Source organism: Lysinibacillus sp. FSL M8-0216, from assembly GCF_038595555.1.
In the GTDB taxonomy this organism is placed as follows: Bacteria; Bacillota; Bacilli; order Bacillales_A; family Planococcaceae; genus Lysinibacillus; species Lysinibacillus fusiformis.
Genome location: NZ_CP152007.1, coordinates 1,295,831 through 1,322,464 on the forward strand (window position 1 = coordinate 1,295,831; position 26,634 = coordinate 1,322,464).

A 26,634-nucleotide genomic window follows, 5' to 3' on the forward strand; every position below is an offset into this window, starting at 1 on the left:
ATTCAAGATAAATATATTCTAAAAAAACGATGTTATAAAACCTTACATACATATTGCTAATAACAATAAAATGATGTATTTTAAAAGCAGTTATAAAAAATGTGTTAACTAAATTTACATTGGAGTGGTGGAAAATGAAACATTATACAAAAGAAGGTATTATACGCCGAGTAAAGGAAGAAAATGTGAAGTTTATTCGCCTACAATTTACTGATATATTAGGAACGATTAAAAATGTAGAAGTACCTGTGAGTCAATTAGAAAAAGCTTTAGACAATAAGGTTATGTTTGATGGCTCTTCGATTGAAGGCTTTGTACGTATAGAGGAGTCTGATATGTACTTGAGACCAGATTTCAATACATTTGTCATTTTTCCTTGGACAGCTGAAAAAGGTAAGGTGGCACGCCTTATATGCGATATTGCAAGGCCAGATGGGTCACCATTTGAAGGAGACCCACGCTCCAATTTAAAGCGCGTTTTAAAGGAAATGGAGGAGTTAGGTTTCACTTCCTTTAACTTGGGCCCAGAGCCAGAATTTTTCCTTTTTAAGCTGGATGAAAAGGGGCATCCGACACTTGAGCTAAATGACAGCGGAGGTTATTTTGACTTAGCTCCGACAGATTTAGGAGAGAATTGTCGTCGGGATATTGTTTTAGAGCTAGAAGGGATGGGCTTTGAAATTGAGGCATCTCACCATGAAGTAGCACCTGGACAGCATGAAATTGATTTTAAATATGCTAGTGCCATTGAAGCATGCGACAATATTCAAACATTTAAATTAGTCGTAAAAACAATCGCTGCACAGCATGGGCTACATGCAACATTTATGCCGAAGCCATTATTCGGAGTTAACGGCTCTGGTATGCATTTTAATCTATCATTATTTGAAGGGGATAAAAATGCATTTTATGATGAACACGCAGAACTTCAATTAAGTGCAACAGCTCGTAGCTTTATGGCAGGAATCATCCAGCATGTACACGGATTTACGGCAATTACGAATCCACTTGTTAATTCTTATAAACGATTAGTCCCAGGCTATGAGGCCCCATGCTATGTTGCTTGGTCTGCTCAAAACCGTTCACCACTTATTCGTATACCAGCAGCTAGAGGATTATCAACACGTGTTGAATTACGTTCAGTTGATCCAGCGGCGAATCCTTATTTAGCAATGGCTGTGATCTTGGCTTCGGGGCTTGATGGCATACGCAAGGATTTAACGCCTCCAGCAGCGGTAGATCGAAATATTTATAAAATGACAGGTCCAGAGCGTGAATTAAATGGCATTGATAGCTTACCCTCTTCATTAGAACATGCGTTAATTGAATTAGAAATGGATTCAGTTGTACGAGATGCTCTAGGTGATCATATTTATGAAAAGTTTAATGTTGCCAAAGAAATCGAATGGGATAAATACCGCACACGGGTCCATAACTGGGAGCGTGAGGAATATTTAACGATGTACTAAAAAATATTGGAGCTAAAAAGCTCCAATATTTTTATACTGACTTTCATACCCTTTATTAAAGAAAAGGGGTGTGGGCAATGACACAAACGACTCAAGTTGTGACAATTCAAAACAACGATATTGTGCAATTTGAACATGATATTAATCGGGCTTTATTAGATTTAAGTTACTTTTTCATACTTGATATCAAATACAATACCCTCTATATCGGAGAACAAACGGTCATCCATTCTGCCTTAATTATTTATCAACATCCAGACGAGAGTAGCCATTAAATTTATATGTAAAAGGATGGTCATGTCGAGAAGACGTGACTTTTTTTTATGGAAATAAAGATAAGAGAAATGGTCGATCTTCTGGGAATGTCAATGGTAGTCGTGCAACATCATCTTTAGATTGCCATGCGATATCGTACATTAATTTATTCAAGATTAAGAAGGGTCATTTGTCCGCCAATTATGATGGCTTCAAAGTAACAGAATTCTACAGCTGCATTTGATTTATCATCAATACTACCTGTAGCCTAATCCTTCGTATACTTCATGATTACAACATGCTTGGAAATTTCCCATTGCCTCCTTTTCATCTGAAGGCATAGCCTAAGTCTTTTCTTCCTCCTTTGGTAAGATACGATGTTGACTATCCTTGATTTAAGGACAATAAAGGCCTTGTCCGTTATTATAAATATAATGGTTATTTTTCGATATTTTTTGATAGTTAGTACAATGGATTTTAGTGGAGAAAGAGCGAAAATCGTATGTAAAGTAACGAAAATAGAAGGAGTGTTAGTGATGAAAAACTGCTTCTACACATACCTGTCCAAAGTTAGCATAAAAAGACAGGCTGGAAAGCATGAACTATTTTAAGATGTTATCAGGGAGTGAGAGCAATGAGTTGGATTGAGTCGATTCAAAAAGCCATTAATTTTATGGAGGATCATTTATTAGAAAACATAACCATTGAACAAATTGCACAGGAGGTAAATTCATCTGTCTTTCATTTTCAGCGAACGTTTGCGATTTTAACGGATATGTCGATTGCGGATTATTTAAGACGGAGGAGATTAACATTAGCAGCTCAGGAATTAATGGATACAGATCAAAAAATAATCGATCTCGCCTACAAATATGGCTATGAAACTCCTGAAGCCTTTACAAAAGCGTTTCGTAAACAGCATTATGTAACGCCGAGTGAAGCGAGAAAGAAGCAAGGACCATTACAATCATACAATCGCCTGGTTATACAGGTAAGCTTGAAGGGAGCAGAACCAATGAAGTATAAAATCGTAGAAAAAGACAAGTTTCAAGTTGTTGGGGTAAAAAGAACGTACAACTGCCAAGATGGAGAGAATACTCGAGAAATACCATTATTCTGGCAGGAAATCAATGAGAGTGCCTTCGATCACCATCTATATCGATTAAATAATGGCAATATCAATGGGGTACTGGGCGTATGTGTACCTAATACAAGCCAAGGACAACAGGGGTTCATTGATTATTGGATTGCTACAAATCATGAAGGGGATGTAGGAGAAGATCTATTAACAATGGAAGTACCTGCATCAAAATGGGTTGTATTTGAGGTACATGGCCCTATGCCAGATGCCATGCAAAATACGTGGAAACAAATATATTCAGAATGGTTCCCATCCAATCCATATGAGCCAGCAGGAACAGCGGAGCTTGAGGTGTACCCTGAAGAAGATGCATATAGTCCTGATTCATACTCAGAAATTTGGATTCCAATTAAATAACGATAAAGTAAAGCCAAGAATGCTAAACAAATGCATTCTTGGCTTTACTTATTGTTGAAAGAAAAAATATCCTTTTTTTAGGTGTCACAAAGATGTAAAATATATATATGTTTAGAATGAACGATTTTTTTTTAATCGTTCCATATTTGGATGTGGGGGTTAAAATAAGATAAGGGGTATGATTCAAAACAAATGGGTAGAAATTTCTCATGATGAAGTACTGCAATTTTTAAAGATGGGGAAAGTAGCACATGTTGCGACGGTTGATGAAGAAGGATATCCTTATGTGATTCCATTTGTTTATGTGTATGAGAGAAATGATAAACTTTATTTGCATATCGGTAATATGCGAGAAAGCCATTTTTGGTCCAATATTAAACAAAACCCTAAAATCAGTATAGAAGTAAGTGAAATGGGCGATTTACACTCAGGGAAAAAATATGCTTGTCAATCTGCACTTGTCTACCAAAGTGTAGTACTATTTGGACAAGTTGTAAGAATTGAAGAGGAGTCAAGGAAGGAATGGCTCTTTGATGCGCTTTTAGAGAAATACGGTAATCCTGAATGGACATTTGAAAAAAGAGGGCTATCCAATTATGCCTAAAATAGAGTTATTCGAAGTACAAATAGAAAAGTTGACGGGGAAAATTTATCACGGCATGTATCACTAAGCAGAAAGCTAAGAATGGTTATCTAACCATTCTTAGCTTTCTATATTACCTTTTACATAGTGTGTATACTTGTAAATTTTCTTCATTGCTATCATAGCCCTGCAAAATAAAATTCAATTTCTGCAAGACTTTGATGGAATTAATATTCGCGGCATCGACCTTTGCTACAATTGTCTTCATCTCCAAATGTGTAAAAGCAATATCGATTAAAGCGATAATAGCTTCTGTGGCGTAGCCCTTGCCCCAATGAGTCTTCGCCAAGTCATAGCCAATTTCTGCGGTAGCTTTATCGAAATCTACGTTATTAAATCCACAGGAGCCAATGATACAATTGCCTATCTTTTCAATGATAGAATAGCGAATGGCCCTATGTTCATTAGCTAATTGATTGAGTAATTCAATCATTTCCAGCGCCTGTTCTTCGTGTGTAAAGTTTGAGATATTCATAAATTTGGTCACAGCAGGATCTGACCAAATCGCCCATAAACTTTTAGCATCAGCACTAGCCACTTTTCGTAATAATAATCTTTCCGTGTCCATACATTCAATCAATACTTTTACCTCCAAGATTTTAATGGTGTTGGATGAAAAATATTGCTATCTGTGCATCATTCAGTCCCTTCAACTAGATCTATATTTTATTATAAAATATAAGGTGCTTAATGCCAATAAAAGGGGGAAACGTCGTGATAAAAGTTACAGCGAATCATTATCCAATCATTAAACAAAACATTCTAAGGGCTCCAACATTTGTTTATAGTATTCTTGATCAATTAATAGAAGGGACAGTCTATGCAGATACAGCTACTTTTCAAACGCTCCTAATACATACAAAATCAGGAATTTATTTTGTATATGGTGATTCAACTACAACTGAGTTTGACCGTCAGCTTGCCATTTGCCTCGAGCAATCTGTAGAGCAAGGGAAGCGTTTTACCTTATTTTCTTATTCAGAGCAATGGAATACTAAAATTGAACAACTTGTAAATGGGCAGCTTAGAAAATTAGAACGCTATACCTTTACATTTGATAAAAGCTTGTATGGTGGGAAGGAGAAGCAAGAAGTATCCAATTTTGAGGTCATGCCAATTACTCAACATCATATAAATAACGCAATGGAGTTTACATGTGCTTACTATGATGAATATTGGGATTCTACGGCTAATTTCCTGACAAATGGTTTTGGCTTTTGTCTAATACATAAGGAGCAAATCGTCAGTGAAGCCGTTTCTATTTTTAAATCAAATGACTATGCTGAAATTGATATTATGACCGATTCGAATTATAGAGGTCAGGGATTGGCTAGTTTGATCGCGACAACATTTATCAATCATTGTTTGGCCAACGAGCTAAAGCCTTGCTGGGATTGTGATATCTCCAATACAGCATCCATTTATTTAGGGACAAAGCTTGGCTTTATGGGTCCACAGAAATATGCGATTTATACAAAAAAGTAGCCCACGCTGTTTTCAACATAACGTGAGCTTCATTGTTAAAAGAATCGATTACGTAGTTCGAATACCCGATTGAATAGTCTTGCATCTCTCGCCATCTTATTGGGTGCATGCATGTGAGGTCTGAGGCATTTCTGAAATAGTTCATCACAATATCTTATGCTACCGTAACGATCATAACATTCATCATGTTGTTTACAGCAACTATCCACAGCATTTGTGGGTTCACCTGGTCCCGAGCAACCAGGTCCACAGTATCGATAGCCCGGGTAACAAAAACCAAATTTGCGATTTCTTTTCATCGGAGAAACCTCTTTTCTACTATGTTCTTACTATAAAATATGTTATTTTTTTCGGGAGAATCGGATAAAAAACTATAAAGTTAATCTTTTGATTTGTAAGGTTCCTGTAAGCTTAAAAAAAAATAGTTGTAAGGATGAAGAGTTATGCTAGCTATAGCATAAAAGATAAGGAGTTATTTGAACATGAATCCATCCGTTACACAAAAAGAACGAATTCTTTCCTTGGACATTATTCGAGGATTAGCATTATTTGGTATTTTATTTATTAATGTAGGCGCCTATCAGGTCATAATAGAGGGCGGCCCTATGCCTGATTATAGTGGCATCAATGGAGTGATCGATTCACTTATTGATATCTTTATTGAAAAGAAATTCTTTTCAATCTTTTCATTCCTATTCGGTGTTGGTTTTTATATTTTTGCTTCTCGGGCAGAAGCTCGTGGGGATAAACCAAAACGACGCTTTGCAAGACGTTTAGTTGCATTATTGATTATTGGTATCATTCATATTTTCCTGTTTTGGGGTTCAATCTTAGCTATCTATGCAGTTATTGGATTTTTATTGCTACCATTTTACTCTGCGAAAATTTCAACAATTTGTAAATGGCTTTTTACAATCATTACACTTCATATTCTTGCTATATTAGGTCAATTGTATATGCCAACTAATTCGATAATGGCCACTATTTTAGGTCTTTTAGGGAATGATGCTATCGCTATATTTATCATGTTTTTAAGTGGATTTTTAGTAGCGAAAGCTGGTTGGATTGGTCATATTGGCGCTCATATCCAACAAATAAAATGGCTGCTTCTTGTTACGGGCCCATTCTTTATTGGTTTTTCACTATGGATATGGTTTGCCTCACAAGCTGATGACCAACAGTTACAATCTATTATTGGTTTAGGAGTAGTTCCAACAACATATTTTTATTTAGCTTGTTTATTTACTATTTTAGAGAATCGTCAAATAGAGAAAATTTTTCAGCCAATCGGACGAGTGGGACAAATGGCATTTACCAACTATTTAGCCCAAAGCTTTATTGGTATGGCCATCATCTCGATTATGGGCTTAGAAGTCGTTTCACCATCAGATATTGTAGTAATCGCAAGCATTATTTTTATCATCCAAATTATCTTTAGCATGATTTGGTTCAAATTCTTTTCCATTGGTCCATTTGAAAAGCTATGGCGCTATATGACATATGGTAAAAAAATTGTGAAAAAGCAATCATAAAAGCTCTATGATTTTTTTCATTGATGAAAGAGAATAGGAGAAATAACTACAATAAAAATCGGTGAGACTGTTGAAAAGTTTCACCGATTTTTGTTCGTCTAATCATGCCAGCCCTTACAGACATCAATCCATTCTTCATAGGGCGTATAGGTTTCAAGCTCAGAAATAGTAACCTCTATCGCGGAATTACTACTGCCACATGCAGGAAAAACCGTTGTAAACCGTTTAAGGGATTCATCTAAATAAATAACAACACCTTCATTCACACCAAAGGGACAAACTCCACCGACATCATGACCAATCATACCTTCCACATCATCTTTGCCTAGCATCTTTGCTTTTGTCCCAAACACTGCTTTATATTTGGCATTATCGATTTTTGCATCACCGGCTGCCACAATTAATATAGCGCCATCATTGACAAGAAAGGATAAAGATTTTGCTATGCGGGCAGGCTCACAGCCAAGTGCCTGAGCTGCTAATTCAACAGTTGCAGAGCTCTCCTCTAACTCTTGTATTTTGTGTTCCACATGCCATTGGGCTAAATGGCTGCGTACTTTTTCTATTGCCATATGTACATTCCTCCTAATCATCAGTTACGCCTTGGCGATTTTTCTTCCATCACCTTAGGCATGATCTTGTTTCAAATAGATGTCGAATCAAGATAAATTTAATTTTAACATAATTTTCAGATTATAATGTTGCGAATGCCTGCTTTTTCTAGTACGATGAATTTGAAAGTGTAAAATTACACTGGAGGGTTGCGTCTTGATTAAATTTTTACAAATCGTGAGCGTTATGATTGGTTTATCAGTAGTGACAGTAATGGTAGCACTTATTGTCATTCTGAATGGTCATATGCACTTTCTACCACTAGTTTATACAGTTCCCGTTTGTTTATTTGTGTTGTTTGTTGGTGGAATATTTAATTGGATACATACAAAAAAGAAAAGGAGATGGTTAATGAGTGTATTAGGTGTAGCAATAGTAATTGCTTTAATTACTCCTATTCAACATTATTATAAGCTGAGTATTCCCACTGTAGATGCAGAAATTGATATATCTGCCTATCAACCATTTACGCGGGGCAATCTAGTGGTAAAGCCTGACGAAGTAGCCTCATTACAATTGACAGAGTCATTACCGCGATTAGATGGAGCCACGGCTATGTATCCTTTATATGCAGCTTTTGTGGAGGCTACTTACCCTAAAGGAGACTACCAGCCATATAATAGTAGGGTCCAAGTGAGCCGTACGCCAGAAGCCTATCAAAGTTTAATAGCGGGAGATGTGGATCTTATTTTTGTGGCAGCACCTTCTGTCTCGCAAGAATGGCAAGCAGAAAAAGAAGGACTTACGTTTGATATGACACCAATAGGGCGAGAGGCATTTGTTTTTTTCGTCCATCATAAAAACAATGTGGATAATGTTACATTAGAACAGGTGAAGAAAATATATGCTGGTGACATTACCAATTGGCGTGATGTAGGCGGTGAGGATGAAGCCATCCGTGCTTTCCAGCGTCTGGCGGATAGTGGAAGTCAAACGGCATTAGAGAAATTAATGGGCAACATGCCGATTATGAAGGCACCTTCTGAAAATATTGCTTCAGGAATGGGGGGCATTATCCATGGAGTATCACAATATCGAAACTATAAAAATGCGATGGGCTATACCTTTAGATATTATTCGACAGAAATGGTTCAAAATAAAAAAATCAAATTACTATCCATTGATGGAGTAGCTCCAACTAAAGAGAATATTCGAAATGGAACATATCCTTTAGTATCCGAGTTTTATGCAGTCACTGCAGGGACAGAAAATGAAAATGTTCAAAAGCTAATCGATTGGATACGTACCGATGAAGGTCAAGCATTAGTAGAAAAAGTCGGCTATGTTCCAGTGGAAAATTATTAAATAGTTTGCTATACTAAGGTTAATAAAATATTGTAAAGTTTTCTAGGGTTCCGTAGCTGATGCTAGTCTGGTCCGAGAGAAAACCACAATTTTTTTGTGACACGGAGGGATAAAAGCCTGGGAGATACTGTCGATGGACAGTTTCTTCTAGGCTTTTTTCTTTGGCTAAAATCAGGTGATTTGGCGAAAGCTGAGAAAGGATAGTCATCTAGGTAGTCATTCATCGTGTCCTATAAAATGGAGGGATTTTTTATGAATAAGCATTGGTTAAGTGTCATTATCGCTGCTTGCTTTGAAGTAGGCTGGGTCATTGGTTTAAAGCATGCTTCAACTGTATGGGAATGGATAGGCACTGCAATTGCAATCTATGTTAGTTTTTATTTGCTTATTAAAGCGGGAGAGCATTTACCAGTTGGCACGGTATATGCAATTTTTGTAGGCTTAGGGACAGCGGGCACTGTATGCGCGGATAGTTTGCTGTTTGGAGAGCCATGGAAGCTAGCAAAAATACTATGTATTGTTGTTTTATTGGCAGGGGTTGTTGGCTTAAAGCTTGTGACAGGAGAGCCGAAGGAAAAAGAGGTGACTGAATAATGGCGTGGATGGCATTAATAATTGCAGGCTTATGTGAGATGATGGGTGTCTATATGATTAGTAAATATAATAACGAAAAGAATAAAAAAAACTTGGGGTTATTGATATTTGCATTTACATTAAGCTTTGCAGGTCTTGCATATGCTATGGAAACCTTACCAATGGGTACTGCTTATGCAATTTGGACAGGGATAGGTGCGGCTGGAGGAGCCTTGCTAGGAATGTTCTTCTTTAATGAATCAAAGGATTGGAGAAGAGTTGTTTGTATAGTGCTTGTTTTAGGAGCAGCCGTCATGTTGAAAATATTGTCATAAAAGAGGCCTATAAAAAATGCACTTCCCGTTGAAAAAAGGAAGTGCATTTTTTTACATTATTTTTTTACATCTTTTGTCCATTCAGCTACTTTTTCTGGATTTGCTTCAATCCAATCTTTAGCAGCGTCTTTTGGATCCTTACCATCCATTACTTCTAGCATAACGCTTTCTAAATCTTCAGCTGTCCAGTGAAAGTTATCTAATACGGAATACACTTCAGGTAAATCCTCTTTTAAACCTTTACGAACAAAAGTATTGATTGTTTCTTCACCACCGAAAACACCTTTTGGATCTTCTAAATATTTAAGATCATATTTAGCAAATTTCCAGTGTGGTGACCAACCAGTAACAATAATTTCTTCCTTTTCTTTCAAAGCCTTAGCTAAAGAAGTAGTCATTGCACCAGACGAAGACGTAACAAAATTCCAATCTGCTAAACTATCATATTCATCTAATGCTTTCTCTGTTGCGGCTGTTATACCAGCGCCAGGCTCGATACCAGTAATTGTACGATCAGCCTCATCTGTTAAATCTTCAATAGAGTTTGCTTTCATATAGCTTGGTACAACTAAGCCAATTTTTGCGCCAGCAAGGTTTTCGCCCAGCTCATCTAATTTATCTTTATATTTTTCATATTGTGATTCATGTGTATGTGGTAACCATGCAGCGACCATGCCGTCTGCCTCGCCTTTAGAAACTGCTTCCCACATAATGGCATTATCCAAAGGAGTTAATGTCACATCATAGCCTAAATCTTCAAGGACTTGCCCCACTACATTTGTAGAGGCGATTTCAGTATCCCACTCTACATAGGCTAAGTTTACCTCCTTAGAATCACTATTTTTTCCAGAACCAGAGTCTCCTCCGCTACATGCAGCGAGCATGAAGCCTAAACCTAAAGCCATTCCTAATTTCGATAGTGTTTTCAGTTTCATCTAATCTCCCTTTCTGTACATCATTTCTATCTATTAAACTGCCTTCATGGCAAGAAAATAAACTAATTTTATAAGGCTTTCTTTTTATTAAAGCTTTGTGTTAAACGGTCAATAATAATAGCAAAAATAACTAAACCTAAACCTGCAACGAAACCATTCCCAACCTGTGTACGTTGTAGGGCTGTTAAGACTTCACGTCCTAAACCTGGAGCACCAATCATCGAGGCGATAACTACCATAGAAAGGGACAGCATTACAGTTTGGTTAATACCTGCCATAATCGTTGATTTAGCAAGTGGGATTTCTACTTTAAATAGTTTTTGACTAGCTGTACTACCATAAGAGTCTGCGGCTTCCACTAATTCTTTAGGTACCTGACGGATACCTAGGTTTGTCATGCGTACAGTTGGTGGCAAAGCAAAGATAACGGATGCGAAGACACCAGGTACAATTCCTATGCCGAAAAAGGCAACAGCAGGGATGAGGTAGACAAAGCCAGGCATTGTTTGCATGAAATCGAGTATTGGTTTAATAATACTTTCAGCGATTGTAGACTTCGACATTAGAATCCCAAGTGGAATACCGATGATGATGGAAATAATACTTGAAAAGATGACGAGCGTGGTTGTTTCCATCAGATTTGTCCAAAGACCTTGATTATAAATAAACAACAAGCCTATTAATGAAAATGAGGCAAGCCCGAATTTTTTACCAGTTGCATAAAAGGCAAAAACAACGACAAGTAATATTAAAATAATGGCTGGGATACTATTTAACAAATCAGTGACCTGATTCATGAGTAGTTTTCCAAATTGCTGAATCGAGTTAAAGAACGCTGAAAAATTACTCGTCAACCAGTCCATAGCTGATTCTACCCATGGAGCTAGTGGTATTGTTGGAATATTATCTAAAAAATTATTCATGTACATCGGCCTCCTCGTCACTCGTTGAAAGTGCTTGGATGACAACGCCTCTAATCAGCACACCAAGCAAGCGACCATCTTTTACGACGGCAATAGGAGTAGGTGAATTATAAATCATCCCTAATATATCCTGTAATAGCATGTCTGGTGGAACTGTTAACACCTCTGATTGCACAATGGAATGGACAGTTTGCTCTTGCTTCTTAGCAGAAGCTAATGCGTCGTCTGCTGTAATAAAGCCTTTTAAATGTCGGTTTTTGTCGACAGCCATTAATAAACTAACAGCCTCTTGTCGCATACGTTTTAGTGCTACTTTAGGGCCGTCTAAATCTACGTTGACATAAACAGGTCGCACCATGACATTTTCAGCCGTCAATACTTTAGAGCGGTCCACATCTTCCACGAATGTTTTGACATAATCATTCGCTGGATTGGTTAATATTTCTTCTCCCGTACCAATTTGAATGATAGAGCCATCCTTCATAATAGCGATTCGATCCCCAATGCGTAATGCTTCATTCAGATCATGAGTGATAAATAAAATTGTTTTTTTGACTTTTTGTTGTAGATCGAGTAGCTCATCTTGCATTTCTTTACGAATTAATGGGTCTAATGCTGAAAAAGCTTCATCCATTAATAAAATTTCAGGATCATTGGCAAGAGCACGCGCTAATCCAACACGTTGCTGCATACCACCTGATAATTGGCTTGGATATTGATCTTTATAAGCGAGTAATCCAGCATTTTCAAGAGCTTGCTCTGCTTTTGCTTGGCGTTCATCCTTTGAAATGCCTCGGATTTCAAGGCCGTATTCGGTGTTTTGAAGTAATGTACGATGAGGGAATAAACCGAAGTTTTGGAAAACCATGCTCATTTTGTTTCTTCTTACGGTCCGTAAACTTTCTTTACCCATTTTAGAAATATTTTCTCCATCGATATATATATTTCCGCTCGTTGGTTCAATAAGGCGGTTTAAGAGCCGTATTAATGTTGATTTACCACTTCCTGATAATCCCATGATAACGAAGATTTCTCCTTCGTTCACTGTAAAGCTTGCATCGTATACACCAACAGTTGCACCTGTTTCTTTTAAGATATCAGTTTTACTTTTTTGTTGCTTGACGAGTTCTAGTGCTTGGGGAATATGTTTGCCAAACACTTTTGATACGTGTTCTACTTTTAATTTTTCCATAGAAGCACTCCTTTCGTAGATTATTACTATTTGAAGATAGTGATACCCAAAAATAAACAAGTAACAACCTTACTGTAACAAAGGGTTGTTACTTTTGTCAAACCGACCAATAAGAAAAAAACCGCTTAAACGCTGTGATATCAGCGCTTAAACGGTTTTTAATTTGGGTATAAAAAGCTTTGTACTCTAGCGAAGCTTTCATCATTTCCAACAAAATAAATAATATCACCTTCTTCGAATGATACATAAGGACCAGGTGATAGTAATAATTCATTACCACGACGAATACCGACGATGGTACTTGATGTATTTTGCCAAAAATTTAAGGCTTGTACAGTTTGATGAATGCATGGACTTTCAGCAGTCATTTCTAATTGATAAGGAATAAATGGATTTACTGAACGGAAATGCTCCGTACGACTAATTAGCTGCTTTGCCTTGTCTTGTAAATTTATTAATTCATGCTGTTGCTTTTGAATACTAGTCAGAAGTTCATTTTGTATTTCATGAATGGATTGAACGTCATGAAATTGTCGGACAAAATGCGCTGCTTTTTCATACGACTTAATAATTACACCGCTACCTTTCGATGCCTCTACAATTTCTAAGTCTTGTAAGACAGCGATTGCTCTTCTCGCAGTCTCAGCAGACACATTATATTGACTTGCAAGAGAAGATCTTGCATATATTTTATCGCCGATGCGGTATTTTCTTTCTACGATTTTGGAGGCAAGGTCGATAGCGATTTGTTGATATTTTGGCTGCTTCAGTTGCACAGTTTTTTCTAAGTTCATTTTAAACTTCCTTTCGTCATTACAGGTACCACAGCTTATTATAGACTAGCCTGCACAGAAAAAATAGCATCTCCATAAGCTAGTAGTATATGATGAAAAAGTAATGCTAAAATTTTTGTATTTACTATTAAAAATCATAGGATAGTAGCTGTTGTTTGACACTTTTTAGTTATTATTATAAACTAAGTTACGTTATGTAAGTGTTGTGAAAATACATGTGCTCAGTTGGTGTTTTTAACCAACTGTTTCCTATAGAAGGTTGGAGATTAATATGACAATTACTACTAAAATTATGGACATAGTGAAAGATAAAATGACAGTTATAAAGCACACGAATACAGAAAATATTTGCCTAGTTGGTCCTGTGAATTTGCCTGTTAAACAAGGTGACTTTTCTGCTACATTTCAGTGGTATAACTGGCTTACAGTAGATGTGAATGTATCGAAAGAAGAAATCATTGATGGCTTAGCTACAGCCAATTTGGCTTTTTTACAGCAATCATCAGTTCTTGTATATGGTGATTTTACCCATTCAGAAGATGCTTTAATCCGCATGCATAGTATTTGTCACACTGGTGACATATTTGGCAGTCAGCGCTGTGATTGTGGCTATCAATTGCATGAATCTATGAAAATGATTGTAGAGCACGGCTGTGGAGCTATTTTTTATTTAGCTGATCATGAAGGGCGAGGCATCGGATTATTCTCTAAATCACTCGCTTATTTATTACAAGAAGAAGGGCTAGATACAGTAGAGGCAAACCATGCACTTGGCTTCCCTGACGATACACGTTCATATGAAGAAGCACTCGCAGTTTTAGCTACTCTACGTGCAAAGCCTGTGACACTTATTACAAATAATCCTAAAAAATTGGCTGCTTTACTGGCTCGAGGCTTAGCGGCAGAAGGGCATGTTCCTTTATGGGGTGGCTTAACGGAAACGAATCGTTTTTATTTGGAAACGAAGGTTGAGAAATCTGGACATTTACGAGAAAAACAATAAGTGGAGGTGGAGGCTATGACTAATAAAGACGAAAAATACATGCAACTAGCTCTAGACCTAGCAGCTAGTGCAAAAGGCAATACAAACCCTAATCCACTTGTCGGGGCGGTAATTGTCAAAAATGACATTATTGTAGGTACTGGTTTACACAGAAAAGCAGGCGAACCACATGCAGAAGTTCATGCTTTTCGTATGGCTGGTGAACATGCAAAGAATGCTACGCTATATGTCACGCTTGAACCTTGTTCACATTTTGGTAAAACGCCTCCTTGTGCGAATTTAGTGAAGGAATCTGGTGTTAGTCGAGTGGTGGTTGCCATGCAAGATCCTAATCCTACTGTAGCAGGTCGTGGCATTCAATTGCTACGCGATGCAGGTATAGCAGTGGAGGTCGGTGTTTTGGAGCAACAAGTACGCCGTTTAAATGAACGCTTTATCCATAATATGCTCACTAAAAGACCGTTTGTTATTTCAAAATTTGCTATGACTGTAGATGGGAAAATTGCTACGCATACAGGTCATTCTAAATGGGTAACAGGTGATGCTGCGCGTGAGGATGTTCACCATATTCGCCATGAGGTAGATGGTATTCTAGTTGGTGTTGGTACAGTCATCGCTGACAATCCGTCTTTAACAACAAGATTAAGCGAAGGCTATGGGAAAAACCCAACACGCATCATTATGGATAGTTTATTACGTTCACCATTAGATGCGAATGTGTTCAATACGGAAGAAGCCCCAACAATTCTTGTTTGCAGCAATGAGGTTAGCCAGGAAAAGGTCGATTCATTTACAGATAAAGGCCTTACAGTTTTACCTATAGAGAAGAACGAGCGTGGGCTAAATATTGATGAAATGCTTGCAAGACTTTATGAACACGGCATTACAGATATTTTGCTAGAGGGTGGTAGTAAAGTGAATGCTTCATTTTTACAGCAAGGTGCCATTGACAAGTATGTGATTTATGTAGCGCCAAAGGTTCTAGGAGGGAATTTATCCTTAACGCCATTTGCGGGCGATAACCCCTCTTTCATGAATGAGGCATGGGATATTGAATTTGCCTCATTTGATAAGATAGGCGAGGATTTACGTATTATCGCTTATCCAAAGCAAGGTGAAGGAAATTGAACTATGAAGCGGATGTTTGTATAGTAGGGGCTGGACCAGCTGGTGCTCTTTTATCTTATTTACTAGTCAAAAAAGGGCTATCGGTCATTCTACTAGAGCAAAATGTGGTCCTAGGTAAGTCTTTTCGTGGCGAACATTTAAATGAAGAAGGCGAGGCTGTTTTAAAAAGTCATCAACTTTTCGAAGCAGTCGAGTCGCTCGGCTTACTACGTATGGAAAAGCTAGAATATTATGCAGATGGTAATGCCTTTAAAACAATTTTTCCTAATGACTCTGTCGGCCATCTAGGAATTCATGTTCCTCAAGCTAATCTATTAAAAGGAATTTTACAAAAAACGCTGCTATTTTCTCACTTTACTTGCCTGCTACATACGAAGGTAACGGAGCTCATCCAGGACGCATCAGGTAATTATAAAGGCGTAATCGCCATAAAAGATGGAACAACCATAAAGATCAATAGTCAACTAATAATCGGTGCTGATGGACGCTATTCTACGATTCGTAAGGCAGCACATATTGATGTTCAAAAACAAAAACATGGCTTTGACTTATTATGGGCTAAAATTCCAGCTCCTTCAGACTGGGAGCCCTCTATTAAAATGGCATTAATCGGAGATAAGCAACTATCATTGTTCACGCAAGCTGGTGGCTTTATTCAAATTGGGTGGAATATTGAACAGGGGAGCTATCCACAGCTCAGAAAACAATCATTTATACCTTTTATCCAACAGCTTACGACGCAATTTCCCGCATTATCTGAGCCAGTAAAGGAACATATTCAGTCTTGGAAAGATTTTGTGTTGTTAGATGTTTTCAGCTGCCTCTGTAACTGTTGGGGTACGAAAGGTCTTGTGCTATTAGGCGATGCGGTTCATACGATGACGCCAACCGGAGCATTTGGCCTGAACAGTGCGTTAAAAGATGCTGATTGTTTGGCGTCTCTATTAGATAAGGAATCATTAGCTCATTTTAATGTTCAAGATTTTCAGCATATGCGAAAGCAAGCTATTGAGGATGTCTTAGCAGTACAAATAGAGAGGGAACAAACTTTTTCTGCTCATTTTGTCAATAGAGCATCATGAAAGGAAGTAACACCTAATGAAATTTGGTTTTGACATTGATGATACACTAATAGATTTACGGGCACATGCCTTTGCTATTTACAATAAAAAAATGGGAAAAAATATTCCGATTGATATTTTTCATACGCTAAAAAGAGTTGAAATTCATGAGCCATTTGGCTTATCAGATGCAGAGGGAGCAGCGATGTGGAACAGTTCATTAGAAGAGATTTATTTTACGAACTGTCCTTCTTTTGAAGGGTCATTAAAAATGCTACAAGCTTTAGCGGAGCATGGCCATGATATTTACTACATTACCTCTCGTCCGAAGCAATTTTGTACGCAAACAAAAGAATGGATGGGAGCACAAGGATTTCCAATAAAAGAGGGCCATTTTTTCTGTGGTATGCAAGATGCAGAGAAGGTAGCGATTATAAAAGATCTTGCTTTAGATGTTTATGTAGATGATAAACCAGCAGTGCTGGAGACACTTCACAATATACAGACAAAAGTAGTGTTAAAAAATCAATCGTATAATCAGCATGTTGAGTTACCAAGATTGCATCATTGGCAGGATTTTTTAGCACTTATTGAAGCGTAAGATTCTCTATATGGATGAACCCCAAATTATAGTGACTGATAAAGTTACTATCATTTGGGGTTCTTTTTAGTCTAATAAAAATGAAATAGTAGATTGATTTAGAATGAATTAAAGTAACGTCGCTTATTTCCAGGACTGAAATTGCCGCCTTACGTTCCCATCTGCTTTTATGATGAAGCATCCAATTAATGCCGTTTCCCACATGTATCCAAAATTAATGGAATCGACTAAGGTGGAAGCGTGTTAGATCCTGCTGACATTCACCATATAACGTTAATTCTGCGAGAGCTTCTCCAACAGCACTGCTAAATTTAAAGCCATGACCTGAAAAACCTGCCGCGATTATAATATTTTGATGAGTAGGTAAGAAATCAATGATGAAGTCTTCATCTGGCGTCATGGAATATTTGCATGTTTTCCCGTATTTTAATGCGCCATGCCGAGGCATAAATTGCTGAATAAAATGTTGTAAATCTGCACGATCCTTGTCATCGAATGGATGAAGAGGCCTATTTGGATTTATTTCTTCGCCACCATCATGTCGACCTAGCTTTAGTCCTGCACCATCAATGCTAGGGAAGCCATAGTAAGAGGAATCGGCGAATTCAAAGCAATAGGCTGGAAAGACCTCTTCACTATAAAGCTCTTCATCCGCTTCGAACCATGCAAAGGTTTTTCGCGTTGGTGTAACAGGGAGGGAGATATCCAACGTTTGCAGTAGCTCAGTTGCCCATGCCCCAGCAGTGACAATTAATTGCTTTGTTTCATAGACTTGATTGGCCGTTTGAACTTGCACCATTTCTCCCGCTTGGATGCTAACAACTTTTTCATTTGTTTGTAAGCGTGCCCCAGCTTCCAAAGCTAGCTTTTTATAGGCTCGAATACATGCTTCGACTCGAAGGACACCAGCTGTCGGCTCAAAGCAGGCCACTAAATTAGCTGGTAAAGATAATCCAGACCATTTGTTCATGGCTTCAGCTGCTGAATAGTGTTCGAGTGCTAATTCATGAAGTGTAGCACTGGCTCTTACATTTTGAATAAAACTGCAGGTTGGTTCTCCGATATTTACTACACCAGTTTGTAAAAATAAGTTTTCATCTGCTAAAGATTCGAGCTCCTGCCATAGCTCCCCAGCTCTTTTCACGAAAGGTACATAGCTAGCTCCCTCCCCATAGGCAAAGCGAATAATTCTTGTCTCTCCATGATGGCTACCTTCCTCATGTGGGGGATCAAAAGCATCCAGCAACAAGACATTTTTTCCTGCCTTCGCTAAATAATAACCTGCCGCCATCCCCATAGAGCCTGCCCCAACTATAATGACATCATATACCATAATAATCCCTACTTTTTTGCTCAAGTATAACAGATTGCTAGAAAATGAAACAGAAATTTTCGAAAAATTAAAAAAGCACAACCCTCGCTCACTAATAGTGAAAGTGGGTTGTGCATGAAATTGTTGATTATTTTGAGCGTGGTAATATTTTATTGAGGATAATGGCTACAAGTGCAGCTGTGGCAATTGGTGAGCCGAATAAATATTGAACAGTTGTCGGTAATGAATACAAGAAATCATCTGGTAATAATGTCAATGCTAACGTTAAAATAACTGGAATAGCAATCACATACATTTCCTTTTCGCCAATATGTTCATTTTTCATGACCTGTAAACCACTAATAGCAATGATGCCGCAAACAATGACAAATACTCCTCCAATGACAGCCGAGGGAATGGCTGAAATGAGAGCGGCTAATTTACCAGAGAAGCCAAAAACAATAAACCAAATACCCGCAGCGATAAATACGCGACGACTGGCAATTCCTGTAATGGAAATTACCCCTGCATTTGTTGAGTAACCAGTTACTGGTGTAGAACCTAGTAATGAAGCAATAAAACAGCCAATCCCTTCACCGACAACACCTCGATTAATTTGCTGATCCGTTAAAGGCTTATCGATAACATTACTAATAGCAAACCATGTTCCTGTTGTTTCCGCCATTAAGACAATATAAATAATGACCATTGTAATAATGGCAGAAATATTAAAGCTAAAGCTGAAATCCGCGAATGGAATTTGAGGCATACTAAACCATTTTGCTTGTGAAACAGCTGATAAATCTAAAACTCCCATCATATTTGCAGCAATACTACCAACTATTAAGGCAATAATAACGGAGCCAATACGGAATAGACGCCCCTTTTGATGGAAGACTGTACCTAGCATTACACAAATCATTAGGACTACTGCTGATATCAATGCTAAATAAATATTTTGTTGAATGGATGCACCTGCTCCATTAAAAATATTATCGCTTAAACCGACAGGCATTAACGATAGACCAACAACAAAAATAATTGTTCCCCCTACAATTGGCGGAATAAATGTTTGTACAATTTTATTGAAGATACCTGTGTAGCCTAAAATAATTACTAAAATGGCACCAACTAAGCTTGCGCCTAATATTGTGCTCCACCCTAAATCCCCACTGCCACTGGCTGCGTAAATACCAACGATGGCTCCTAGTGGAACATAGGAAGGGCCCTGCGCCATTGGTAATTTCATACAGAAATGTGTTTGTATAATAGTTGCAAGCCCTGCAGCAATAAAGGTTGATTGGATTAATGCACTGGCTTGACCAGTTTGTAAGCCAATTAGCATGGCGATTAAAAATGGGACAACGTAAACATCCATTGCCATGACATGCTGTAAACCTAGTAACGCTGATTGACCAATCGAAACTTTTTCATCTGGCAGTACGGTTAATTTGGTTGTTTTTCTCGTTGTATTAGTTAGTTTGCTATGTTGCGTTTCCACGAAAATGTGTACCTCATATTGATAAATTTTTAATAGACAGTTGATGAATCATTAGTCCCTAGAATGAACTTTATTCCCTTGGACCCAAACCTCACGGATATTTTCAGGACGGACAAGATACATCATTTTTTGGAAAATATCGTGTAATGCTTCTTGGCTATCGAAAATCGGAAGTTTTGCAGAATGGGTCTTTGTATCAATAATTTGTACATCCCATGTATAGTTTTCCTGTAAACGACCAATTGGAAGGCTTAAGCTATCACCGCCACCAGCTGTCGCTAGATAAAAGGCTTCATTAATCGTAATACGTGAATTTGGAACACCACGTTTATTGGCTGCGATTGCTGTATCTACCCCATCTTCAAGCATTCTCGATGACATGACAGCTTGTCTTGCATTATCGAAAAGGCTAGGGGAAAATCCACCAGATATATCTGAACCTAATCCAATATCAACGCCGAGTGCATGGAAACGGGCAATGGGAATAACGCTATTTGCAAAATAGGCATTAGATATTGGGCAATGACCGATAGCTGTGCCTGTCTCAGCAAATAAACGTGCATCATCATCGCTTAGGAAATTACAATGGGCCATAACAGATTTTTCGCCTAATAAACCAAAATCATGGAGAGCCTCAGCATCATTTTTATGGAATCTTTCCTTGACGTAGCCATGTTCCCAATCACTTTCACTACAGTGAGATTGGATATGTGTATTGTATTTTGCTGCTAATTCCCCTAAGCCCTTTAAAGCATGGTCGGTACAACTTGGAATGAAGCGAGGAGTGACAACAGGATATACACCTTGCTTAGTTGTCTTTGCTAAATCCTTAACAGCTAAAATGAATTCTTCTGTATCAGCAAGAGCTGTTTGTGTAGTAGCATCTCGGTAAAAATGAGGATTTTGTTCAGGATCATCCATCACCACTTTTCCGACTAATCCTCGTTGCCCCTTTTCAGCACAAATTTTTGCTAAAAGAATACTAGCCTCTTTATGAACCGTCGCAAAATATAAGGATGTTGTAGTGCCGTTAGCAAGGAGTGTGCTCACTAAATCTTCGTAAACCTCTTGAGCAAATACTAAATCCGAAAATTTTGATTCGATAGGGAAGGTATATGTGTTCAACCAATCATAAAGTGGTATGTCTAAAGCTGTACCAGATTGCGCCCATTGTGGTGCATGTACATGCAAGTCGACAAATCCTGGTAAGAAATATTGACCTTCATCTAATGGATGAAAATGTTTATGGTGTTGGTATGTAGTTAATAGTTGTTGGTAATCAACATGTTCAGGAGAGACTGTTTTTTCAATCATGCCATCTGCATTAATGAAAAATAAATAATCTTTTAAAATCTGAACTTCAGTAGCAGATTTACTAGTAAAAGCTGTTCCTTTGAAAATTTGCGTATATTCAGCCATAAAAACCACCTTAATGTTCGTTTATTGATAATAACACGGATTATTATAGGCTATTTAAACTATTAAGTCTATAAAAAAACGAATAATAATAGGGAGTGGTTAGTGGTAAAAAAATGGCTCAGCCTACATTTTTACAGCTTTGACAGACGCTGAAAGATAGAAAAAGGCACTCTTTTTTGATGCTAGAGTGCCTTTTTTCTAAGAAGTTGTTTCATGAATGATATGAAGAAAGTTATTAAATGAAGAAGAATGAGGTTGTTCATTTTTCCGTGTACAAAGATAAACTGGGCGCTGAATGTCAATATTTTCAATAAACACTCGTGCTATTTGTTGCTGCTGGATAAAGCTGGATGCTGCTATGGATGGGGCAAGCATCGTCCCGAAACCAGCTGCAATTGCATGAATGGACTCATTGATTCCATCTAGTTGTAGTCCCACTTTAGGTGGGGGTATCTTATGTACTTTACATAATGCATTTAAATATTCCTTTGTGGAGCTACCATCTTCTCTTGTGACAAAGGGCTGTTGCATGAGTTCGGAAAGTGAAACCGTTTGACCGGCTAATGAGTGATTGTATGGCACAATAAACCAATAATCTAAATTCATCAGAAATTGGTAATGAATATCAGGGTGATGACCATCTTCTTTAACGATAAAGGCTAAATCTGCTTTATAATGGAGTAACTCCTCTATTACTTGCTGTGAATTAGCTGTTTTTAAATGAATATGCGTAGTTGGGTAGACTTGTTTAAAATGGGCTAATAATTTAGGTAATAAAAAATGAGAGGGCACATGTGTGGAAGCAATTTGTAATTCCTCATGGCCTGTATTTTTTAACTGTTCTACTTTATTTTCGATATCTATTTCTAAATCAAATAAGCGCTGTGCTTGTTTATATAAAAAGGCACCGCTCTGAGTTAGTGTAATACCTCTACCTTTCGATTCTAGCAATGTTAAACCTAGTTCTTTTTCTAAATTTCGAATTTGAATGGTTACAGCGGGCTGACTAATCATAAGGGCTTGCGCAGCTTTGGAAACACTATTGAGCTCGGCTACCTTTGTAAATAACCGCAGTGCATGTAGATTCATGATAGACACACCTTTTATAAATTATTTTTATGCATTTATATAGATTATATATTAGATTTATTAATTTTTGCTCGGTATCCTTTTAATTACAATAGGGGAAAGGGGGGACACTATGAATCGTCAACATATGGGGATTGTTTTCGGAGGAATTTTATTACTCGTCATCGCTATGGGCATTAGTCGATTTGCTTTTACGCCGATTCTACCGTTTATGCGACAGGATGTAGGATTTTCTTTAGAAGTTGCTGGGTTTTTAGCTTCAAGTAATTATATTGGCTATTTCATTGGTGCACTATGGGCGGGCTTTATTCATCGTCAGCGTAAACAAATTTTAATGGTAAGTGTTATTTTTAATGTCCTATCAGTTGGATTAATGGGCTTGATGGAGCTGTATAGTATATGGTTAATTCTTCGATTAATCGCTGGTATTACAGGTGGACTAATTTTTGTTTTAACGTCTAGTATTGTCATGGATTATTTGGCGAAACACTCACTATCCCGATGGTCGGGCTATGTATTTAGTGGTATAGGGCTAGGAATTGCCATTTCAGGCATATGCGTTCCTCTTATTGAAGCGAGACTTGCATGGCAAGGAACATGGTTAGGACTAGGCATACTATCAGTTGTTTTTTTACTGATTACTACTATTTTATGGAGAGGTTTAGAGATTCAAGATACGTTAAAAGTAGCGAATTCTTCTAATACGAAAATGACAAAGGGCTTTATGCCATGGCTTATTTTGTCATATGGACTTGAGGGACTAGGGTATATTATTACAGGTACTTTTTTAGTGGATATTATTCATAATATTCCTTCTCTCCAAGCGTACTCCTCGTATAGCTGGGTCATTGTAGGATTAGCGGCAATCCCATCGGCACCTGTTTGGACGATCTTATTAGAGAAGTTTTCAGCAATGAAAATTTTGTTTGTGGCATACATACTTCAAGTAATAGGCATCTTGTTACCTGTATTTTCACAAACTGTATGGAGTGTATTAGTAGCATCATTTTTATTCGGTCTAACCTTTGTAGGTATTGTGACACTGACTACATCCTATGCACGGCAACTTTTTCCTACACAAAGTGGATTTGTTGTATCATTACTAACAACGTTTTATGCGTTTGGACAAATAATTGGACCTATTGTCGCGGGTCAGCTGGTCAATATTTATAATAGCTATAAGGCAGCGCTAGTCTTTGCGGGTATAATCGTCTTTGTGGCATTACTAGTGATGTTAGTGGGCAGATGGCTGACCATAAAAAAAGAAGCTGTTGCTGAACATACCATTTCGATATAAAGCATAAAAGCCAGAAATCCTATATGGATTTCTGGCTTGAGTCATTTACTTAAAGAAGGCGTGCCTCTATCTACATGATATTAAAAAATTAAATAAAAGTCTATATATTTTTTTCTTTATATGGAAAAATAGACAAGTGCACATGGGACGTAACGTTACGATTTTACATTGAAATGAGGTATTTTTATGAATACAGAACAAGCCATTAAACGTTGGAATCAATATGCGGAAAGGTATATCGCTAATTATCATGAGTATGGTGATATTCATCGTGAAGTACTATTAAACCCCACTATATTTTCTCTACTGGGAGAGGTGGATGGAAAGCATCTATTAGATGCGGGGTGTGGCGAAGGATACTTAAGTAGATTACTAGTGAAACAAGGGGCTATCGTAACGGCTGTTGATTTTTCACAAAAAATGCTAGACATTGCTATGGAAAGAACACCACAGCAGTTGCCCGTTCAATTTTTTCATGGTAATTGTGAAAATTTAACGTTCTTAGCAGACAATCAATTTGATTGTATCGTTTCGAATATGGTACTTCAAGATTTAGAGGATTATCGTGCTACAATACGTGAGATGTATCGTCTTTTAAAGCCGAATAGCACTTTTGTTTTTTCAATATTGCATCCCTGCTTTGTCACGCCAAATAGTGGATGGATTAGACATGAGCAGCTGGATCAGCAGTATTGGAAGGTACAGCGTTACTTTTATGAAGGTGTTTATCAACAACTAGCTGCAGACCCACCTATTGTATTGTTTCATCGCACATTAACAAGCTATGTGGAAGCAATTACGGAAGCGGGCTTTCATATAGAAAAAATTATAGAGCCGAGACCGTCACAAGAGATGCTTGAAAAGTACCCTCAATTTGAGGAAGATTTGCATTGTGCTGATTTTATAGTGTTTAAACTGAAAAATTAAGGAGGAGAGACCGTGAGATTATTTCATGTTAGTGAAGACCCTACGATATCGATTTTTCATCCTCGTATACCTGAGCGACCAGATTTAGATGCAAGCAAAGGTCTTGTATGGGCGATCAACGAGAGATGCCTGCCTAATTATTTAACTCCGAGAGATTGTCCGCGTGTTTGTTTTCATGCTGGGAGTAAAACGACAGATCAGGACAGACAGCATTATCTCACAACAGCTCCTCATGTAGTGGTTATCGAACGCAAATGGGTGGAGGTATTGAAAAGTACAAGATTATACTTATATGAGTTTGAGGGTAACGGATTTACGCTACAGGATGAAAATGCGGGCTATTCGGTTAGTGAAACGCCTCAAATTCCTATTGCGTTATTTGAAATCGATGATATATATAGTGCAATGTTAGAACGTAATGTCGAATTGAGAATAGTAGATAGCCTATGGGACATTCATGATGAAATTCAGCATACAACGTTACATTGGTCAATGTGTCGAATGCGCTGCGCCCAGCCAAGATATTAAGTAAACAAGCCTCGTCATGTATTTTTTACATAGACGAGGCTTAGTTATTTATTATACGTTAGATGTTTGTTCAATCGGTGTTGAAGAGATATTGACTAATTTTTTGTCTTGATAAGTAAAGATGTATTCGTAGTTCGTAGTTTCATTAAGCATTGTAGGCAAATAATACTTTAAATCTGCAATGCCTACATTTTCAGGGTGGAAAATCCAAGTAAGCTCCTTCCAATCAAGAATGCCCTCTGCAACCTTTATCGGTGTAACATATGTAAATGAATCAGGAATTTCTGCTATAAACGCATACATACAGCCATAATCAATGACCCCATCTGTCCATGTGATTTTACCTTTATAAGTAATATCCTCAACCGTAATACCTGTCTCTTCTTTAATTTCTCTTAGGGCACCAGCTAAAGGTGTTTCATTTTGTTCAATTTTTCCACCTACACCATTCCATGCGCCCATCCAAGTTGGATAGTCTCTATTAAGTAATAGGATGTGCTCACCCTTTTTTAAAAAACAAATCGTAAATTCCACGACAATCTACTCCTCCTTCTTTTCTTTATAAATTCCCTTTCCATTTCTAAGAAACTAGAACTGCTTTGATACGTATTGTATCAGAGAAAATACTAGGCCACTTAGTAATTTTTCAGAGACACATGTTAAAATGATGTTATTCATATAGACGATGATCGTAAAGGGGAGAGGAATAGAGTGATTTTAATAAGTGCTTGTTTAGCAGGATTAAATGTTCGTTATAACAGTACGAACTGTATAGATGACAGATTACAAAAGCTTGTGTTAGAGAAAAAGGCTATCACCGTTTGTCCTGAGCTCATGGGAGGATTTTCAACACCTCGTGAGCCTGCTGAAATAGTGGGAGGCAATGGAGACGATGTTCTTGATGGCAAAGCTACCGTTATTGAAAGGTCTGGCCGTGATGTCACAGAGCTATATATGAAGGGGGCGTATGCGACCTTACAGAAAGCGCTAGAGGTGGGAGCGACACAGGTCGTCTTAAAGGAAGATAGCCCGTCCTGTGGTAGTGCAGCGATTTATAATGGCGAGTTCAACGGTACTAAAATAGTCGGGGAAGGCGTAACCACTGCCTTACTTCGAAGAAATAATATTGTCGTGCTATCGGAAGAAGATATTTAATGAATTACGGTTCCTCCAAAAATCACTCCATGGAAATGGCCCCTAATTTGTAGGGGCCAAGC

Annotated in this window: 29 protein-coding genes and 1 riboswitch; of the genes, 17 read left to right on the forward strand and 12 right to left on the reverse strand. The window is 37.8% G+C overall.

Going from position 1 to position 26,634, the window contains the following annotated elements:
• Nucleotides 1–134: 134 nt before the first annotated feature.
• From glnA to MKX57_RS06085, 4 genes are all read left to right on the forward strand, one after another.
• Nucleotides 135–1,469 carry a type I glutamate--ammonia ligase gene (glnA, locus tag MKX57_RS06070; RefSeq protein WP_008174595.1) on the forward strand — a complete coding sequence of 445 codons (1,335 nt, stop codon included), beginning with the start codon at nucleotides 135–137 and terminating at the stop codon, nucleotides 1,467–1,469.
• Between the two features lie 77 nt (nucleotides 1,470–1,546).
• A complete protein-coding gene (locus MKX57_RS06075) occupies nucleotides 1,547–1,744 on the forward strand; it encodes a hypothetical protein (RefSeq protein WP_043989777.1) in 198 nt (65 codons plus the stop codon).
• A 614-nt stretch (nucleotides 1,745–2,358) separates the two neighbouring features.
• Nucleotides 2,359–3,222 carry an AraC family transcriptional regulator gene (locus MKX57_RS06080; RefSeq protein WP_342550841.1) on the forward strand — a complete coding sequence of 288 codons (864 nt, stop codon included), beginning with the start codon at nucleotides 2,359–2,361 and terminating at the stop codon, nucleotides 3,220–3,222.
• Between the two features lie 178 nt (nucleotides 3,223–3,400).
• A complete protein-coding gene (locus MKX57_RS06085) occupies nucleotides 3,401–3,826 on the forward strand; it encodes a pyridoxamine 5'-phosphate oxidase family protein (protein WP_258954913.1) in 426 nt (141 codons plus the stop codon).
• Nucleotides 3,827–3,938: 112 nt separating this feature from the next.
• Here the strand turns inward: MKX57_RS06085 and MKX57_RS06090 are convergent, their stop codons facing one another.
• Nucleotides 3,939–4,445 (reverse strand): GNAT family N-acetyltransferase, encoded by a 507-nt coding sequence (locus MKX57_RS06090; protein WP_090001085.1) that lies wholly within the window; start codon nucleotides 4,443–4,445, stop codon nucleotides 3,939–3,941.
• Nucleotides 4,446–4,579: 134 nt separating this feature from the next.
• Here MKX57_RS06090 and MKX57_RS06095 point away from each other — a divergent pair, with 134 nt between their 5' ends.
• Entirely contained in the window at nucleotides 4,580–5,350 is a 771-nt protein-coding gene (locus MKX57_RS06095) for a GNAT family N-acetyltransferase (protein ID WP_043989774.1), read from the forward strand.
• Nucleotides 5,351–5,385: 35 nt separating this feature from the next.
• On the opposite strand, the gene MKX57_RS06100 is transcribed toward MKX57_RS06095, so the two are convergent.
• A complete protein-coding gene (locus MKX57_RS06100; RefSeq protein WP_083796472.1) occupies nucleotides 5,386–5,649 on the reverse strand; it encodes a Parvovirus coat protein VP1-like protein in 264 nt (87 codons plus the stop codon).
• A gap of 183 nt (nucleotides 5,650–5,832) precedes the next feature.
• Between MKX57_RS06100 and MKX57_RS06105 the strand changes: the two genes are divergently transcribed.
• Nucleotides 5,833–6,882 carry a DUF418 domain-containing protein gene (locus tag MKX57_RS06105; protein WP_089985422.1) on the forward strand — a complete coding sequence of 350 codons (1,050 nt, stop codon included), beginning with the start codon at nucleotides 5,833–5,835 and terminating at the stop codon, nucleotides 6,880–6,882.
• Between the two features lie 98 nt (nucleotides 6,883–6,980).
• Here MKX57_RS06105 and MKX57_RS06110 read toward each other — a convergent pair whose 3' ends face one another.
• Nucleotides 6,981–7,454, reverse strand: a complete 474-nt coding sequence (locus MKX57_RS06110) for a YbaK/EbsC family protein (RefSeq protein ID WP_342550842.1) — start codon at nucleotides 7,452–7,454, stop codon at nucleotides 6,981–6,983.
• A gap of 196 nt (nucleotides 7,455–7,650) precedes the next feature.
• Between MKX57_RS06110 and MKX57_RS06115 the strand changes: the two genes are divergently transcribed.
• From MKX57_RS06115 to MKX57_RS06125, 3 genes are all read left to right on the forward strand, one after another.
• Nucleotides 7,651–8,799: a substrate-binding domain-containing protein gene (locus tag MKX57_RS06115; RefSeq protein WP_342550843.1), complete on the forward strand. Its 1,149-nt coding sequence runs from the start codon at nucleotides 7,651–7,653 to the stop codon at nucleotides 8,797–8,799.
• A 31-nt stretch (nucleotides 8,800–8,830) separates the two neighbouring features.
• A riboswitch (guanidine-I (ykkC/yxkD leader) is annotated at nucleotides 8,831–8,925 on the forward strand.
• A 126-nt stretch (nucleotides 8,926–9,051) separates the two neighbouring features.
• On the forward strand, nucleotides 9,052–9,393 hold the full coding sequence (locus MKX57_RS06120; protein ID WP_036124306.1) for a multidrug efflux SMR transporter: 342 nt from the start codon (nucleotides 9,052–9,054) through the stop codon (nucleotides 9,391–9,393).
• Nucleotides 9,393–9,707, forward strand: coding sequence for a multidrug efflux SMR transporter (locus MKX57_RS06125; RefSeq protein WP_008174577.1), 315 nt, complete (start codon nucleotides 9,393–9,395; stop codon nucleotides 9,705–9,707). The genes MKX57_RS06120 and MKX57_RS06125 overlap by 1 nt, the downstream gene beginning before the upstream one ends.
• Before the next feature lie 56 nt (nucleotides 9,708–9,763).
• Here the strand turns inward: MKX57_RS06125 and MKX57_RS06130 are convergent, their stop codons facing one another.
• The 4 genes from MKX57_RS06130 to MKX57_RS06145 form a co-directional block, all read right to left on the reverse strand.
• Entirely contained in the window at nucleotides 9,764–10,642 is an 879-nt protein-coding gene (locus MKX57_RS06130; RefSeq protein WP_008174572.1) for a glycine betaine ABC transporter substrate-binding protein, read from the reverse strand.
• A gap of 68 nt (nucleotides 10,643–10,710) precedes the next feature.
• Nucleotides 10,711–11,565 carry a proline/glycine betaine ABC transporter permease gene (locus MKX57_RS06135; protein ID WP_008174570.1) on the reverse strand — a complete coding sequence of 285 codons (855 nt, stop codon included), beginning with the start codon at nucleotides 11,563–11,565 and terminating at the stop codon, nucleotides 10,711–10,713.
• Nucleotides 11,558–12,757 (reverse strand): glycine betaine/L-proline ABC transporter ATP-binding protein, encoded by a 1,200-nt coding sequence (locus tag MKX57_RS06140; protein ID WP_008174567.1) that lies wholly within the window; start codon nucleotides 12,755–12,757, stop codon nucleotides 11,558–11,560. The genes MKX57_RS06135 and MKX57_RS06140 overlap by 8 nt, the downstream gene beginning before the upstream one ends.
• Before the next feature lie 158 nt (nucleotides 12,758–12,915).
• Nucleotides 12,916–13,551 (reverse strand): TrkA C-terminal domain-containing protein, encoded by a 636-nt coding sequence (locus tag MKX57_RS06145; protein ID WP_008174565.1) that lies wholly within the window; start codon nucleotides 13,549–13,551, stop codon nucleotides 12,916–12,918.
• Between the two features lie 271 nt (nucleotides 13,552–13,822).
• Between MKX57_RS06145 and MKX57_RS06150 the strand changes: the two genes are divergently transcribed.
• From MKX57_RS06150 to MKX57_RS06165, 4 genes are read left to right on the forward strand one after another with little or no spacing between them, the layout of a single operon-like run.
• Entirely contained in the window at nucleotides 13,823–14,554 is a 732-nt protein-coding gene (locus MKX57_RS06150) for a GTP cyclohydrolase II (RefSeq protein ID WP_008174564.1), read from the forward strand.
• Nucleotides 14,555–14,569: 15 nt separating this feature from the next.
• Nucleotides 14,570–15,682, forward strand: a complete 1,113-nt coding sequence (gene ribD, locus MKX57_RS06155; protein WP_342550844.1) for a bifunctional diaminohydroxyphosphoribosylaminopyrimidine deaminase/5-amino-6-(5-phosphoribosylamino)uracil reductase RibD — start codon at nucleotides 14,570–14,572, stop codon at nucleotides 15,680–15,682.
• Nucleotides 15,679–16,764, forward strand: a complete 1,086-nt coding sequence (locus MKX57_RS06160; protein WP_107921481.1) for an FAD-dependent monooxygenase — start codon at nucleotides 15,679–15,681, stop codon at nucleotides 16,762–16,764. The genes ribD and MKX57_RS06160 overlap by 4 nt, the downstream gene beginning before the upstream one ends.
• 16 nt (nucleotides 16,765–16,780) lie before the next feature.
• On the forward strand, nucleotides 16,781–17,344 hold the full coding sequence (locus MKX57_RS06165) for a hypothetical protein (protein ID WP_008174559.1): 564 nt from the start codon (nucleotides 16,781–16,783) through the stop codon (nucleotides 17,342–17,344).
• Nucleotides 17,345–17,558: 214 nt separating this feature from the next.
• On the opposite strand, the gene solA is transcribed toward MKX57_RS06165, so the two are convergent.
• From solA to MKX57_RS06185, 4 genes are all read right to left on the reverse strand, one after another.
• Nucleotides 17,559–18,677, reverse strand: a complete 1,119-nt coding sequence (gene solA, locus MKX57_RS06170; protein WP_043989772.1) for an N-methyl-L-tryptophan oxidase — start codon at nucleotides 18,675–18,677, stop codon at nucleotides 17,559–17,561.
• A gap of 127 nt (nucleotides 18,678–18,804) precedes the next feature.
• Nucleotides 18,805–20,157, reverse strand: a complete 1,353-nt coding sequence (locus MKX57_RS06175) for a solute carrier family 23 protein (RefSeq protein WP_008174557.1) — start codon at nucleotides 20,155–20,157, stop codon at nucleotides 18,805–18,807.
• Nucleotides 20,158–20,208: 51 nt separating this feature from the next.
• Entirely contained in the window at nucleotides 20,209–21,576 is a 1,368-nt protein-coding gene (gene guaD, locus MKX57_RS06180; RefSeq protein WP_342550845.1) for a guanine deaminase, read from the reverse strand.
• Nucleotides 21,577–21,774: 198 nt separating this feature from the next.
• Nucleotides 21,775–22,665, reverse strand: a complete 891-nt coding sequence (locus MKX57_RS06185; RefSeq protein WP_089985435.1) for a LysR family transcriptional regulator — start codon at nucleotides 22,663–22,665, stop codon at nucleotides 21,775–21,777.
• A 112-nt stretch (nucleotides 22,666–22,777) separates the two neighbouring features.
• On the opposite strand from MKX57_RS06185, the gene MKX57_RS06190 reads away from it, so the two are divergent.
• The 3 genes from MKX57_RS06190 (at nucleotide 22,778) to MKX57_RS06200 (ending at nucleotide 25,417) form a co-directional block, all read left to right on the forward strand.
• On the forward strand, nucleotides 22,778–23,962 hold the full coding sequence (locus MKX57_RS06190) for a YbfB/YjiJ family MFS transporter (RefSeq protein WP_342550846.1): 1,185 nt from the start codon (nucleotides 22,778–22,780) through the stop codon (nucleotides 23,960–23,962).
• A 186-nt stretch (nucleotides 23,963–24,148) separates the two neighbouring features.
• A complete protein-coding gene (locus MKX57_RS06195; protein ID WP_107921476.1) occupies nucleotides 24,149–24,889 on the forward strand; it encodes a class I SAM-dependent methyltransferase in 741 nt (246 codons plus the stop codon).
• Between the two features lie 12 nt (nucleotides 24,890–24,901).
• A complete protein-coding gene (locus MKX57_RS06200; RefSeq protein WP_107921475.1) occupies nucleotides 24,902–25,417 on the forward strand; it encodes a DUF6886 family protein in 516 nt (171 codons plus the stop codon).
• Between the two features lie 51 nt (nucleotides 25,418–25,468).
• Here MKX57_RS06200 and MKX57_RS06205 read toward each other — a convergent pair whose 3' ends face one another.
• On the reverse strand, nucleotides 25,469–25,951 hold the full coding sequence (locus tag MKX57_RS06205; protein ID WP_008174551.1) for an 8-oxo-dGTP diphosphatase: 483 nt from the start codon (nucleotides 25,949–25,951) through the stop codon (nucleotides 25,469–25,471).
• A 177-nt stretch (nucleotides 25,952–26,128) separates the two neighbouring features.
• Between MKX57_RS06205 and MKX57_RS06210 the strand changes: the two genes are divergently transcribed.
• On the forward strand, nucleotides 26,129–26,572 hold the full coding sequence (locus MKX57_RS06210; RefSeq protein WP_239355322.1) for a DUF523 domain-containing protein: 444 nt from the start codon (nucleotides 26,129–26,131) through the stop codon (nucleotides 26,570–26,572).
• The last annotated feature ends 62 nt before the right edge of the window (nucleotides 26,573–26,634 follow it).